Here is a 15,118-nt window from a genome sequence, read left to right as displayed (position 1 = left end):
AGCGGTAGATGCTTATTAATAATTGCTATTAACTACCCGACACCATTCTAATTCGATCTGCAGGCACTCGTAATTGCTGCATTAAGTAAATTTTAAATGGTGCTTCGTAAGGTTGCCCATCAACCGCTTTTTGCATGCATAAAAGCCATGCATCACTTTGCTCAATTCCTACATGTAAATGTTTGTGCGCTTGAGGAATGTTAATACTGCCAAAATGTTCAGCGTATAATTTAGGACCACCTAACCAGCCCGACAAAAAATAAGCGAGCTTTTTTCGCGATGCCGATAAGTCTTTTGAATGCATACTCCTTATATTTTCAGCCTCTTTTAAAGCGTCCATATTATCGTAAAACGCATTCACCAATTGTGTAATACCTGCTAACTCACCTGCCATTTTGTATGAGCAGTCACCCACTCCATATTCACACGTCTTAGTATTCATAACTCACTCAGCTTAACTACTTTGTTTAATACCTGCATATTAGCTTAAAACAAAAATTTAAGAATGAGTTACATCAAAGCGGCCTAATTTATGTCAGCAATAATTACAGGCTGCTATGTATATTTTTTAATAAAAAGCTCAATATTAAAAAAAAATCGCTCAACATGAAAATATAACCAACTGATAATAAAAACAATAAAACCATTATTATTCATTGGTACAAGGCTTGCTACTTTATAACTGACAGTTAATTCACTAACCTAAAGTAAGGATAAACTTATGAACAGCGATCGTATCGAAGGTAATTGGAAAGAACTTAAAGGTAAGGCTCAACAAAAATGGGGCGATCTTACCAACGACGATTTAGATAAAATTGAAGGTAGCCGTACAGAGCTAGTTGGTAAAATTCAGCAGCAATACGGTAAATCTAAAGAAGAAGCAGAGCGTGAAGTTGATGAGTTTGAAAAAGGTCGTTAAACCGCGTTAACCGCTTTTAAAAAAACCGCCATTTGGCGGTTTTTTTGTTTAAGCTGTAGGTTATTTAGCTACGCTTTTAATTGGTTACCAATCGGTAACTGCCTAATACGCTTTCCGCACGCTGCAAAAATAGCATTACATAATGCTGGCGTATAAACTGGTGTAGACGGCTCGCCTACCCCTGCTGGTGGTGCATCACTTTGTACAATTTCAACGTCAATCTCAAGAGGTGAGTCGCTCATACGCGGTACGCGATAATCATGAAAATTACTTTGCTGTACGCGGCCTTTATCAAAGGTAATACCATCGCTGATTGCAGTTGTAATCCCGTAAATAGAGCCACCTTGGGTTTGGTTTTTAACGGTGTCGGTGTTTACAACCGTACCCGCATCAATGGCAACCCACGACTTAATTACTTTTAAATCGCCAGCATCCGACACTTCTACTTCAACTACCGTAGCTACGTAAGTTAAAAAGCTTCTGTGTGCTGCTATTCCTAAACCTCGACCTTTAGGAAGCTCTCGCCCCCATTTACTCATGTCAGCTACTTTTTCAATAACATGGCGCAGTCTGCCAATATCTAGAGGATAAACCGCTTTATCGCCACCGTAATTATCGTATGTAGCATTTTGCTCTGTTACATCAACAATACGACTCGGACCTATAGTGTCTAGTAAATAGTCTTTTTGGTCGCGACCGGCTTTGTGCGCTGCTTCACCAATAAATGACTGAATAGCAAAGGCATGAAAAATATTTGATACAGAACGCATCCAACCAATTCGTGCTTTAGCAGGCGCATCACCGTTTTCTAACTTCATGTTAGGTGTGTTAATAGGGTTATCGGTAAATCCTAAGCGCAGTTCAAAGCTTCCTGGCGTAGTCGCCCCTTCTGAAAAGGTAGAGGTGATCGGTGAAAACGCGGTGCGGTGTAAATAAGATTCTATAGCGCCATTTTTATCTAGCGATGCTTCAATGTGCTGAGCCGAAACCGCATGGTAAAAACCATGTTGTATGTCGTCTTCACGCGTCCATTGCACACGAATAGGTTTGCCTACTTTCATTGAAAGGTAAGCTGCTTCTGCTGAAAAGTCAGGTTTTGACTTACGCCCAAAACCGCCTCCTAACATGGTAACGTGAACATTAATTTTGCTCTCATCCATGCCAAGCATTGCCGCCACTGTTTTCATATCGGCTTGTGGATTTTGCGTAGCAGCCCATATATCAACACTGTCTTTGTTGTACATAGCTGTTGCACAAGGCGGCTCCATTGGTGCTTGAGCAAGATGCGGTGCGTAATAATCTGCTACCAATTTATTGCTCGACTTAGCCAACACGCCCATGGCATCGCCTTTATCACGTATGTTTGCCTGTGGAGTTTGTACTGTTTTTAGTAATGACTTTTTAAATTCTTCTGAATTGTAATCGCCATTTTTGCCATCATCCCACACCACTTTTAATGCTTTACGCCCTTGCCATGCAGCCCATGTGTTTTTAGCTATAATCGCAATGCCACCTTTTGGCTGAAACTGCGGTGCGCCTTTTGGTGCAGGTATTTCAATAACATCTATAACGCCGTTTATCGCTTTTGTAGCACTGGCATCAAATGACTTAACAACACCGCCTACTACCGGCGGGCGTTCAATTATAGCCACCAGCGCTTGTGGTTCGCGTACATCGGCTGCAAATATAGCTTTGCCTGTTACTAAATCGGCTAAATCTATGTGCGCCATACCGGTATTAATATAACGCCATTCTTTGCGTGTTTTAAGTGTTAGTTTGTCAGCTTCTGGTGGCGTTATTGTAAATGCTAAGTCGATTAAATCTTTATAAGTAAGTGATTTACCTGAGCTGTGAGTAACAACGTGCTGTACTGCGGTACATGTTTCTGGTTTTACACCCCAATGCTTAGCGGCAGCATGCTGCATCATGTAACGCACACTTGCGCCCATTTCACGCAGGCGCTGCATGTTGTAGCGAATACTGCGCGAGCCATCGGTATTTTGATCGCCGTATTTAGGATCGCCCTTACCCTGAATAACAATAACCTTATCCCACGCGGCTTCCATTTCATCGGCAACTATTTGTGCAATCGCGGTGCGAATTTGCTGACCCATTTCAGAGCGATGGCACGTTATTTCAACCATGCCGTCTGGGCGCAGTGCAATAAATAAGTTTGCGCGTTTTGCCAGCTCAGATGGCTGCTCTAACACACCCGCAAATGCTCTTGGCGCACTGCCTACAAAATAAGTACCGAGTACCAACGCACCTATTGCACTGGTTTTTAAAAACTTACGGCGATTTAAATCAAAATATTTATTATCTTGGTTCATACTTCTTCCCCTTGTTCATTTGGGTCGAAATACTGAACACTCGCCATTGTTTTAGCAGCTGATTTAATTGCTTTATGAATACGCGGGTATGTACCACAACGGCAAATATTGCCCGACATATTACTTACTATTTCATCGTCGGTTGGGGTTGGGTTTGCAGCTAATAAGCTTGCAGCTTGCATCATTTGGCCGCACTGGCAAAAACCACACTGCGGTACTTTATGCTCAACCCATGCTTGTTGCACTGGGTGATCGCCCTGCTCGCTTAACCCTTCAATTGTTGTAATTGAAAGACCCGCTACTGCCGCTACAGGCAATACACACGAGCGCTGAGCTACCCCATCAATATGCACTGTACACGCACCGCACTGAGCCATACCACAGCCAAATTTAGGCCCAGTTAAATTCAATTCGTCTCGGAGATACCATAATACTGGCATTGACGGATCGCCAGAAAACTCATGTTTATTACCATTTATGGTAAGCGTAATCATACAAAACTCCTTGGCAAAGCGCTTTAAAGGACGGTTCCTTGTTGCGCGAGAACTATTTTTAATTACTTACTATTTTATACTTACTACTTTTAGCCTACCACTTAGATCTGTTTTATAAAAATACTAATTATTAGAACGTTTAAACCACATTGAAATTATTAACGTCTGATTATTAGTATTAGGCTAGGGACTGCAGACCTTTTTAGATTGAAGTTCACTCAATCTAGGGGAGATTTAATCGCGGCGGGAGGTTTGTAAACAACAAAGCGTAAATTGCCCCTATGCAGAATCCTCGGGGCAGTGCATGTTAAACCTCGAAAGATAAACAGCCCTAAATAAAAGCCTAAAAACACCCAAGTTAAAACTTACAATATATTTAAGCAAAAATCGTATTAAGTAACCACATCGTTATAAGCAAAGTGTAGGGTTATACAATACCTACAACAAAAGTAAGCAATAAATCGTTGAGTTTAAAAAGATTATTAATAAATAAAAAACCGCCATTTGGCGGTTTTAGATAGTGTAAATAAGCTTTTAACTACTAATTAAAACGGCGTCTACCAAATAAAACCACAGATAGCAGCGTAAGTAAGTAATAAATACTGCCACCTGAGCTAGAGCCTGAATCAGATGAAGGAGTCGCTAGCGCAGCAGCTTGCTTACCTTCAACGTTTATAGTCACAGTTTGAACTGCTGAACTATCAAATTTATCTTTAGCTACATAGCTAAACGTTACTACATGATCGGATTCGCTCGTAGGAGTTAGTTTAAACAATCCAGTATCAGGCTCAAATGTTAGAGTTCCTGAGTTTGGCTCTGTTACCACTTCAAATTCAAGTGTATCGTTGTCGCTATCTAATGCTGAAAAGCGACCGTTCACTTCACTCTTGTAAGAGGTGTTATATGTTACATTTTGAGCTTGTGGGGCTGTATTTGTAAGTTCAATAACAACATTATGAAGCTCAGATTCAACTAAAGAATCTTTCACTGTAAAGCTAACTGATACTGGCTCAACCGAGTCACCACTTGGTGAAAAGGTCACGCTACCTAAAGCAGAATCCATTAACTGAATTTGCCCATGGGCAGGCGAATTTTTAATTTGAAATACTAATTGCTCTGCGTCTTCATCCATACCTTCTAGATTAAAGTTAAGCGGTGTATTCCAATGAGTTTGCAGTGTCATATTATTTGCTGTTGGTGCTGTATTTTTTAGCTCTAACGTTAAGCTTGATAACGCTGAACGTGAACGAGCTTTTACAGTGTAGTAACTAAGTTCGTCAATGCCTACAGCGCCCGATGGTATATAAGTTAATAGACCCGCCTGTCTGTCGGTAAATTCGACCCTACCCAGAGTTGGCCTCTTATTTAAAACTACATAATCAATATCACCTGATACAGGTAAGTCTATTTGTATGCTTGATAAAACATGTTCGGAGTAACTTACTGCTTCAGGCTTAGCTAAAGGCTCAGTAACTTGATTAGAGAACACCTCCAATGACTGACCTGCCAACAAGGTATAATCAACATTATTATACGTAGAAGTTGCTAACCAACTGTCATTATTATTACGCTCAACAGTGTATGAAACCACATTGCTATCTAGGTTATATTCACCAAACAGATCTGAACACGAATACTGCACAAACCCAGCTCTTACAGACACAATGTTATTTAAAGTGTTTTGGCACACTTCACTAATTAATGTTGTCTGCCCATTTAATGCCACTTTATAAAGTGAGCCGTTATAGGTAGATGCAACTAAAGTTTCTTCTCCATTAATAACAGTGTTAACCAAACCGTTAAAGCTCTGCTCCAAAGCAACTTTAGATATAGTGTTTTCAGAGTAGTCATAACTAATGAGGTAATCACTAACGAGACTAACCACATCTATATTTTCGTTATTAAGAAAGCCTCCAGTTACTATTGAACTCATACCGCCCCAATAAAATCCTAAGCGAGGCGATGTCTTTAATAACTCTCCAGTTTGCCCATTTAATACTTTAAAAAAGGTACCTTCACTTCCTGTATGCTCAGCACCATTACCTACTATTATTTCTAGCTTGCCATCATTATTAATATCTAACGTTGTTAAGGTACTAATGTAGTCTCCGTCGCCAAGATATGTTTGAAATAGCTCTTCACCCGTTTCAGGTGAAAACACCTGTACATTCGCATCGTATATAGCAGAGCTGCCTGCAATAATATAATTCTTACCATCATCAAACAGCTGAGCAGTAGTAACTAAATTATTATTATCCCAATCGTTATTAACGCTTATATTTGTAAGTATTTTTTCATTAGTTTGTGTATCTACTATATGCAAAGCGTTACTGCCACGCTCGGAATAAAGTATATCTAAGCTTCCGTTGTTATTAATATCAGCAAGTGCTAACGCTTTATTTGAGTAGTACTTAATGCCTTTAGCCCACTGTTGAGTTTTGTCATCCGTGTTGTGAATATAAAAACCATCTTCACCTGACGAAGAATAACCTGAGCCCCAAGCAATATTTTGCTTACCATCACCGTTAAGATCATCTACAACAATGCCCGACACACCATGCTCTGGATTATTAATACTCCAGAACTCAACGCCTGTTGTGAGTGAAAGCGCATATAAACTCCCCCACTGACCATCGCCGTAAACTAAATCGTCGGTACCATCATTATCGATGTCTGCAACTATTACTTTATCAATATCTAAGTCGCTTTGGGCTGTCCATAAAATGCTTTCAGTGCTTGGGCTTAGCATTTCTATGCTGTACCAACTTTGCCCATTAATCACTTCATCTAAGCCGTCGTTATTAATATCAACAGCAATTAAATGCTCGCCATTAATACTTACACTAAGTTGTTTGTGCAGTACAAATTCTGAATTTTCGAATCTATAAACCGCACCATCACTAAATAAAACTTCTTTTGCATTAGCCTCAGTAAACGAGCCTGTCACAAAATTTTGTGGTACGTTTTCAAGCACTGCAATTTCAGATAAATCGAGCGAGTTAAGTACAAAAAGCTTACTACTTTGATAAACAAAAAGCTCATCTTGCCCATCGTTGTTTATATCAAACTTATCTGCTGCTCTTGGGTAATAAATCTCTTTACTTAGCTCTATCTCTTGAGTGACTAAATTAACTTTATGTACTGCGTTATTTTCTAAAACATATAAGTAGTATGTATCTGCCACTATATCTTTAATTAGCGTGGTATCTTCAATATAGTCATCAAAGTCGTAGCGTGCAGTTACTTCATACGCACCTTTTACATATTCTATAATATTAAAATTGCTCTCTTGGGCGGATATAATGTGCTTACTACCCACACCCGACAAAGGTGCCACGTACAAGCCTTTTCGACCTGTTGAGTTGCCTAACGAAAATTCACGAAATACGCTACTAAGCTCTATGCTTTCCTCGTCTGAGGCAGCTTGAGTAAGGCTATTATTTTTTATAATTGGCGCGAGTAGAGGTTTTTTAGGTAAACTTTCAAAATGAGCTTTATCAAAATTTATTTTTTGATCGTTAACTAAAACAGCATCACCGTAAGTATTTTCTTGAGTGTTTTTTATAGGCTGAGCGTGAGTATTGGCATTCACTGAATACGCGCCCATCATGAGCAACGTAAGGCAAGATAGTTTAATCAATTCCATAATCCTTTGTATTTCTTTATTTAATCACGTCACTACAACTGCAACGTTCCATTAACACGGCATTATATAGAGTACCAACCGGAAATAAAGAGGCGATTAACAAAGTTTTACAAAGGGATAGAAGAATAAAGTAATAACATTTAACTTGCAGCTAAAGCTACTTTTATAGAAATTTTAGCCGCATGCTTACTAATAAAAAGCGATTAATGAGTGCTTATAACATCTTCAGAGAACAATCGCTCATCGTCTTTATAAACTTCAAGCCAACCTGGTGGTGATGTATCGCAGCCAATAATGGTTACTTGTAGCACATAACTATAGCGACCATTTTTAAACGTATAGTGATGATTCCCGCCGCTACCCTCAAATGTAATATCGCCATTTAGCAAAACCATATCAGGCTTGTCGCTTGGTTTTTTATTAATACCCCACACTGCATACCGAAAATTATGCTCGCCTAAATCATCAACGCGAACATGATAGTTAGCAGTTTTCCAATCGAGTACTGGTTTTTCAAAAGTATTAATACTTGCGTGCAAGGATTGCTTACCTTGTTCGATTAAGCTTTTAGCAAGTGCCTGCTCTTTAGTATTTTGGGTATTTACAGCAATAATTTTACCGTCAGTATCGACCCACATAACGCCGTTATTTAGCATAATGCCGCGCCAACCTACTTTATCCCAATCAGTATCAATGTTTGAACTGGCAATAACTGCTACTAACTCATCATTAAACACTTCATCAAAGCGGTTAATAAGCTCAGCTTCACTTTTAATGTCAGGTATGGGGTATCGTCGTTTTAGCGGGTAGCGAATAAGTGCTGCAATCGCAGGCTTATCATGCGTTTTAAAAGCAGCAATAACAGGTAAAACACTCCCGTGATACTTTTGCTCAAGAGCAAATGTGCTAGATGTAAAAAGTAGAGATAAGCAAAAGAAGGTGTAATTTAAATATTTCATTTATAGCCATCTAGCTACAAGAATAAAGATATTAAGTATCATAAAAATATTTCTCTATTCCTTTTGAATTAACTTTACTAAATCTAATAACTTCTAATTCATATTCATTATGAATTTTTATGAGCCACTGATATTGCAGCTTGTAAAACTTGATTACATCAGTTTGGCGATATTTATCTTCAGAAGAGTACAAAAAGTCGTATAAGCAAATATATGCCTTCCCGACAGTTACTCTATAATGGGCGTTCAGGTTACTATCTGATTTAATATATTAGAAGATCTCTTTAGCTATTTTAGGGTTGCTATGAATATCTCTAAAACTTAACTCCTTCTCATCTATGACTATTTTACTATCAAGTGCTTTTTCTAAATATAATGCAGCTTCACGTATTGCTGAATGTGAGATATTGATCTTGCTCTCATATAAAGTATGAGAATATGACTTCTGAGTATCTATATATGTTTGAAATAAAAAGTACGCACTAATTACGCTAAAAGGGACTGTAATAACACCTGAGATATAACCACCAAAACTGCCCCAATCACTTGATTGGACTGATAGCTCTCCATGAAATGTAGAGAAATATAAACTGAGAGCTAAAATAAACCAGCCTAATAATACTATTGGAATTATCCATTTTTTCATAAACTTAAACTTCCCTGTGCAACGATGACAACTAATTCTATATTATTTAACGATAAACGACATCTCACTTAACAAAGTAGATCAATACATTCCATAAGCAGCTAAGAGAAAAAATTTAAAATTGCTTCACTAACCTGAACACAAAAAAAGCGAGCCTAATTAGGCTCGCTTATCTTTATTAGTAGATTGATAATATTGTTTGCTCATAGCTTTTTTAAAATCTATAAAGATTAACAATAAATATAAAAGTCACTGCTCCGAATATAAGTGAAGCCAATGCATTTAAGTAAATCCTAAGGTTATAACTCTTCAATAAACGCTCTTTCATTAAAGCTATTGGAATCAAAGCTAAGCACAAATATGCAAACCAAGGGGAAACGAATATATCTGCCAAGTTAGATTCCATTAAAAGAGCATTATCACCGTATGTTGCATCACTAATGCCTTTAAACCTCTCGCGGTCGAATGCTATAACTGAAATCCCTAATAACAAAACTATATGGGAAAATAACAACGCAGAATTCAGAATCCGTTTCCACAAGCTGACCCTTTCATTTTTATTAGAGGATAAGAGAGTCATTTCATTTCCCTTTGACAGCTTCTAATTGTTGCTTTGTTATGAGTGATTTAAGCTTCCCTCTTATTTTAGTCGAAGATATCTGGAAGCCAGAAGCCTTAATCCCCATTTTTTCAATTACAGTGACAGGCGATCCCGTTTCATCCACAACCTTAACAGTTACATCCGCGTTGCTAGAGCCAATAGTAGTCCCTGAAACTGTTATATCTGAAAGTTTACCTACTAGGTTTATATGTTTTAATAATTCTCTTGGCTTACCTTCATTTATTTTCATCCATTCAGTAGAAACATGCCCGACTAATATCGTACTTGAGTCTGACCCTAGAGATAAATGATCTGTAACGCCATATACTCTGGTTGAAGCGCCTCTATTTTCACGAATTTCAATGTAACAACCAGAAACGGCATTAACACCAAATCCTGTGTTAGCTAAGCCAATACCAAAGCCACTAATACTTAATCTAATTTCCATGAGATTTTCCACTAACTTTCCTTAATTTTTAGATGCGAGGTACAAATATTATACTGACCCTCGATATATTTCAATACAGGTACAATAAAAATTGGATTTTAATAAATAAAAAATACTAATACTTACTAAGTATCCATGGTACGCAAAATTAAAACCCCGACTTTAATTAATAGGAGCAAATCATTAAACTGACGGCTGATAGTTTACCTCTTAAAGCTTCACTCTTACTCCGGATCATACCCCAAGTTCGGCGACAGCCAACGTTCAGCTTCTTCAAGCGTCATATTGGTTCGTTTAGCATAGTCTTCTACCTGATCCTTTTGCACAGCGGCTACTGCGTAGTACTTAGCCTCTGGGTGTGAGAAATACCAACCTGAAACAGCAGCACCTGGCCACATGGCGTACGAGCTAGTTAGCTGCATGCCAATGCGCTTTTCGGTGTCTAATAATTGCCAAATTTTCTTTTTCTCAGTGTGCTCAGGGCACGCAGGGTAACCTGGCGCTGGGCGAATACCTTGGTAGTTTTCGCGTATTAGCTCATCGTTTGCTAGATTTTCGTCTGGTGCAAAACCCCAATACTCTTTACGTACTTTTTCGTGTAAGTATTCTGCAAACGCTTCGGCGAGCCTGTCGGCAACCGCTTTAATCATTATTTTGTTGTAATCGTCTTGCTGTGCGTCAAACGCATTTGCTAAGTCGTCTTCTTCTAAACCGCCCGTTACTGCAAACGCGCCAAAATAGTCTGGTGTGCCTTTGGGTGCTATGTAGTCGGCTAGGCAGTAGTTAGCAAAGTCGGTTTTTTCGGTTTGCTGACGTAAATGGCACGAGGTAGTTAACAGCTCTTTACGTGTTTCGTCGGTGTATATTTCTATGTCGTCCCCAACGCGGTTAGCAGGGAATAAACCAATTACGCCAAGTGGTTGCAAACTGCCTGCTTTTTCAAGGTCGTCTAACATATCGTTAGCGTCTTTAAATAAGCTTTGCGCCTGCTCGCCTACTACTTCATCGTCCATTATGCGCGGGTATTTACCGGCAATTGACCACGTCATAAAGTATGGCGTCCAATCTATGTATTTACGTAAAGTCGCGATTGATACATTTTTAAACTCGGTCACGCCCAGCTTTTTAGGCACTGGTGGTGTGTAGTTATCCCAATCAAGCTTTGCTGCGTTATCGCGTGCGCGCTGGATTGTAACAGGCTTAGAGCGTGGTTTTTTACGCGCTTGTTGCTCGCGTACTTTTACATATTCAGCTTTAGTTTTAGCTAAAAAGTCAGGTTTAATGTCTTTTGATAATAAGTTTGAGACCACACCAACTGCACGGCTTGCGTTATTTACATACACAACGCCTTTGTCATATTGCGGCTCAATTTTTACTGCGGTATGCGCTTTAGAAGTAGTAGCACCACCAATTAGTAGCGGCAGTTCAAAACCACGGCGTTTCATTTCTTTTGCTACGTGTACCATTTCGTCAAGCGATGGGGTAATTAAGCCCGATAACCCAATAATATCGGCTTTTTCGTCGATGGCGGTTTGTAGTATTTTATCAGCCGGTACCATTACGCCTAAATCGATTACTTCATAGTTATTACATTGCAGTACAACACCCACAATATTTTTACCTATGTCGTGTACGTCGCCTTTTACGGTCGCCATCACTATTTTACCGTTAGTTGAGCCTTCTTCTTTTTCAAGCTCAATGTATGGGTCTAGGTAGGCTACAGCTCGCTTCATTACGCGCGCCGATTTAACAACTTGTGGTAAAAACATTTTACCTGCGCCAAATAAGTCGCCTACTACGTTCATGCCGTCCATTAACGGCCCTTCAATTACGTGAATAGGTTTATCGGCAGCAGCACGGCATTCTTCGGTATCTTCATCAATAAAGGTAGTAATACCTTTAACAAGCGCGTGCTCAAGGCGTTTTGCCACGGGCCATGTGCGCCACTCTAAATCTTCTACTCGCTCGGCTTGTGCCATGCCCGAATACTTAGGTGCAAGCTCAACTAAGCGCTCACCTGCGCCTGGGTCGGTGTTAAGTATTACGTCGGTAACGGCTTTACGAAGCTCTGCTGGTATATCATCGTAAACGGCGAGTTGCCCCGCATTTACAATACCCATGTCCATACCCGCTTGAATGGCATGATATAAAAACACCGAGTGAATGGCTTCACGTACGGGGTTATTACCCCTAAACGAAAACGATACATTTGATACACCGCCCGACACTTTACAGTGCGGTAAGTTTTGCTTAATGCGGCGTGTGCCTTCAATAAATTCTACAGCGTAGTTGTCGTGCTCTTCAATACCGGTGGCTACGGCAAATATATTAGGGTCGAAAATAATATCTTCTGGCGCAAAGCCAATGTCTTCTACCAATATTTTATAACTGCGCGCACATATTGCGAACTTACGGTCTGCCGTGTCGGCTTGCCCGTTGGTATCAAACGCCATTACAACAGCGGCTGCACCAAAGCGTTTTATTATTTTAGCTTGGCGAATAAACGGCTCTTCGCCCTCTTTTAACGATATTGAGTTAACAATTGCCTTGCCTTGAATACACTTTAAGCCGGCTTCTATTACTTCCCACTTTGAGGAGTCGACCATAATTGGTACGCGTGAAATATCAGGCTCTGAGGCTATTAAGTTTAAAAACTTAACCATAGCGGCTTTTGAGTCCAACATGGCTTCGTCCATGTTTATATCAATAACCTGTGCGCCGTTTTCTACTTGTTCACGTGCAACTGTTAACGCGGCTTCAAAATCTTCTTCCATGATTAGGCGTTTAAACATAGCCGAACCAGTTACATTGGTACGCTCACCAACATTGGTAAATACTGCTATTTGCTGTGTCATGCTGGCTCCTTAATTTAAGTTACAGGCTTCAAGGCCCGATAAACGCATGCGTACTTCAAGCTCTGGCAATTGGCGAGGCTTAACGCCTTCAAGCCCTTTTGCAAACGCGCGAATATGTGCAGGTGTTGTACCGCAGCACCCGCCTACTATATTAATAAAGCCCGATTTACCCCAGTCAATAATCTCGGTTGCCATTTCAGGCGCTTCTAAGTCATATTCACCAAACTCATTAGGCAAGCCCGCATTAGGGTGTACCGATGTAAATGTTTCGCACACGCGTGATAGCTCTTCCACGTATTGACGCAGTAAATCAGGGCCAAGCGCACAGTTTAGGCCGATTGATATAGGCTTAATATGGCGAATAGAATTATAAAATGCTTCGGTTGTTTGCCCCGAAAGCGTACGCCCTGAGGCGTCGGTAATAGTCCCCGAAATCATAACTGGCAATGTGCGCCCTGCTTGCTCAAAAGCTTCTTCTACGCCAAACGAGGCGGCTTTTGCATTAAGGGTGTCGAATATAGTTTCGATTAATATTAAATCGGCGCCGCCTTCCATTAATGCAAGGGTAGACTCCACATACGCAGTAACCAACTTATCAAAGGTGACATTTCGATAACCCGGATCGTTTACGTCTGGCGAAATTGAGCACGTTTTAGATGTCGGCCCTAAAACACCGGCTACATAGCGCGGTTTTTCTGGCGTTTTAGCCGTAAATTCATCGCAAATTGCGCGTGCTAATTTAGCTGACTCTACGTTTATTTCGCGGCTTAGGCTCGCCATATCGTAATCTTCCATCGAAATAGTGGTCGAGTTAAACGTGTTGGTTTCGATAATATCGGCGCCCGCTGATAAAAAACCACTATGAATATCAGTGATTAAGTCGGGCTTGGTTAGGCTTAATAAATCGTTATTGCCTTTAATTAATACATGCCAGTCTTTAAAACGCTCGCCGCGATAGTCTTCTTCTTCTAGCTTATGATCTTGGATCATGGTGCCCATAGCACCATCTAAAATTAAAATGCGTTCTTTTAATGCTGCACTTATTTCGGCGTGTTTATTATTTGTAGGCGCGTTATTCGGCATAGTTGTTAGTCCTCACATCTTGGCTAACTAAATTAATATCATACGGTGTGGTTTGGTACACGTAGTAATTTAACCAGTTCGAAAAAAGTAAAAAAGCATGGCTTTGCCACGTTTTTGAAGGTTGTTTGGTTGCATCATCATCTGGGAAGTAATTTTCGGGTTTTGGTGCATTAGGACTTTTTTTACAATCGCGCTCGTATTCTGCTTTTAGCGAGTCGGCGTCGTACTCAGGGTGACCGGTTATAAACACTTGGCTACCCGATTTGTTTTTAAGTAAGTAAGCCCCTACTCGCTCAGAACCTGCCAGTACTACTAGCTCATCGCAGGCGTTTATTTTATTTATATCAATGTGGCCATAACGTGAGTGCGGTACTAAAAAGGTGTCGTCGAATCCGCGAGTCAGTGCACCGTGATCAAAATAACATTGGTGGGTAAATACGCCACACAGTTTTTCGTCTTTTAAATCGCGCTTTAAATTGTAGCGATGATATAGCGCTGCATGTGCTGCCCAACACGAAAATAACGTAGAGGTAACGTGCTGCTCGGCCCAATCAATAATGACCTTTAGCTCATCCCAATACGCTACATCGTCGTATTCTAAATGGGCGAGTGGCGCACCAGTTACTATTAGCGCATCGTAATTGTTGTCTTTTACTTCTGAAAAATAACGATAAAAGGTATCAAGGTGCTCTTCTGAGTTGCTACTACTGCGGTGAGTGTCGAGGCGCAGTAGCTCTACGTTCACTTGCAAAGGCGAGTTGGCAAGCAAGCGAATAAACTGAACTTCGGTTTCTACTTTATTAGGCATTAAGTTTAAAATAGCCAAACGCATTGGGCGTATTTCTTGCGTTTTTGCACGTGTTTTTGGCATTACAAATACGTTTTCTTGACGTAAACGTGCAATGGCCGGCAACTCGTCTTTTACTGTAATTGGCATACTTTACTCCTGCTCATAAAAACCGAAGGTTAATTATGAACTGAAAGTAAAAAATATCAACCTCTAGATGTATAGATGTCTAAATGAAATTTATTCATTCTATTAAATTAGGATTTACCGAGGTGGTATGTATGAGGAAAAACGTCTTTATTATAAAATAACCTGTTTTAATATTTTGAAGTAGCGCTACTAAAAACGAG

The 15,118-nt window shown here is 40.0% G+C and carries 12 protein-coding genes; 1 reads left to right on the top strand and 11 read right to left on the bottom strand.

The features are described 5' to 3' along the window. Positions 1-28 precede the first annotated feature (28 nt). Entirely contained in the window at positions 29-442 is a 414-nt protein-coding gene (locus CXF64_RS18770) for a group II truncated hemoglobin (protein ID WP_101217759.1), read from the bottom strand. A 279-nt stretch (positions 443-721) separates the two neighbouring features. Here CXF64_RS18770 and CXF64_RS18765 point away from each other — a divergent pair, with 279 nt between their 5' ends. Continuing rightward, on the top strand, positions 722-919 hold the full coding sequence (locus CXF64_RS18765) for a CsbD family protein (RefSeq protein ID WP_007581220.1): 198 nt from the start codon (positions 722-724) through the stop codon (positions 917-919). Between the two features lie 68 nt (positions 920-987). Here CXF64_RS18765 and CXF64_RS18760 read toward each other — a convergent pair whose 3' ends face one another. From CXF64_RS18760 to metA, 10 genes are all read right to left on the bottom strand, one after another. Continuing rightward, positions 988-3,249, bottom strand: coding sequence for a xanthine dehydrogenase family protein molybdopterin-binding subunit (locus CXF64_RS18760; protein ID WP_101217758.1), 2,262 nt, complete (start codon positions 3,247-3,249; stop codon positions 988-990). Then, complete coding sequence (locus tag CXF64_RS18755) at positions 3,246-3,743, bottom strand: (2Fe-2S)-binding protein (protein WP_010555173.1); 498 nt, start codon at positions 3,741-3,743, stop codon at positions 3,246-3,248. Before CXF64_RS18755 ends, CXF64_RS18760 begins: the two co-directional genes overlap by 4 nt. Before the next feature lie 541 nt (positions 3,744-4,284). After that, positions 4,285-7,383: an Ig-like domain-containing protein gene (locus tag CXF64_RS18750; RefSeq protein WP_133120256.1), complete on the bottom strand. Its 3,099-nt coding sequence runs from the start codon at positions 7,381-7,383 to the stop codon at positions 4,285-4,287. Positions 7,384-7,592: 209 nt separating this feature from the next. Then, positions 7,593-8,348 carry a hypothetical protein gene (locus tag CXF64_RS18745; RefSeq protein WP_101217756.1) on the bottom strand — a complete coding sequence of 252 codons (756 nt, stop codon included), beginning with the start codon at positions 8,346-8,348 and terminating at the stop codon, positions 7,593-7,595. Positions 8,349-8,619: 271 nt separating this feature from the next. Beyond that, positions 8,620-8,994: a hypothetical protein gene (locus tag CXF64_RS18740; protein WP_101217755.1), complete on the bottom strand. Its 375-nt coding sequence runs from the start codon at positions 8,992-8,994 to the stop codon at positions 8,620-8,622. 214 nt (positions 8,995-9,208) lie between these two features. Then, positions 9,209-9,574 carry a hypothetical protein gene (locus tag CXF64_RS18735; RefSeq protein WP_101217754.1) on the bottom strand — a complete coding sequence of 122 codons (366 nt, stop codon included), beginning with the start codon at positions 9,572-9,574 and terminating at the stop codon, positions 9,209-9,211. A 1-nt stretch (position 9,575) separates the two neighbouring features. Continuing rightward, positions 9,576-10,043 carry a hypothetical protein gene (locus tag CXF64_RS18730; protein ID WP_133120257.1) on the bottom strand — a complete coding sequence of 156 codons (468 nt, stop codon included), beginning with the start codon at positions 10,041-10,043 and terminating at the stop codon, positions 9,576-9,578. A 224-nt stretch (positions 10,044-10,267) separates the two neighbouring features. Beyond that, on the bottom strand, positions 10,268-12,898 hold the full coding sequence (gene metH, locus CXF64_RS18725; protein WP_101217752.1) for a methionine synthase: 2,631 nt from the start codon (positions 12,896-12,898) through the stop codon (positions 10,268-10,270). Between the two features lie 9 nt (positions 12,899-12,907). Continuing rightward, on the bottom strand, positions 12,908-13,981 hold the full coding sequence (locus tag CXF64_RS18720) for a homocysteine S-methyltransferase family protein (protein WP_076925138.1): 1,074 nt from the start codon (positions 13,979-13,981) through the stop codon (positions 12,908-12,910). Beyond that, complete coding sequence (gene metA / locus CXF64_RS18715) at positions 13,971-14,918, bottom strand: homoserine O-acetyltransferase MetA (protein WP_024598269.1); 948 nt, start codon at positions 14,916-14,918, stop codon at positions 13,971-13,973. The genes CXF64_RS18720 and metA overlap by 11 nt, the downstream gene beginning before the upstream one ends. Positions 14,919-15,118 lie beyond the last annotated feature (200 nt).

It is taken from the genome of Pseudoalteromonas sp. GutCa3 (genome assembly GCF_002836155.1).
GTDB classification, from domain to species: Bacteria; Pseudomonadota; Gammaproteobacteria; order Enterobacterales; family Alteromonadaceae; genus Pseudoalteromonas; species Pseudoalteromonas arctica.
Note: the sequence above shows the minus strand (reverse complement) of the source record. Positions and strands in the feature narration are given on the sequence as shown.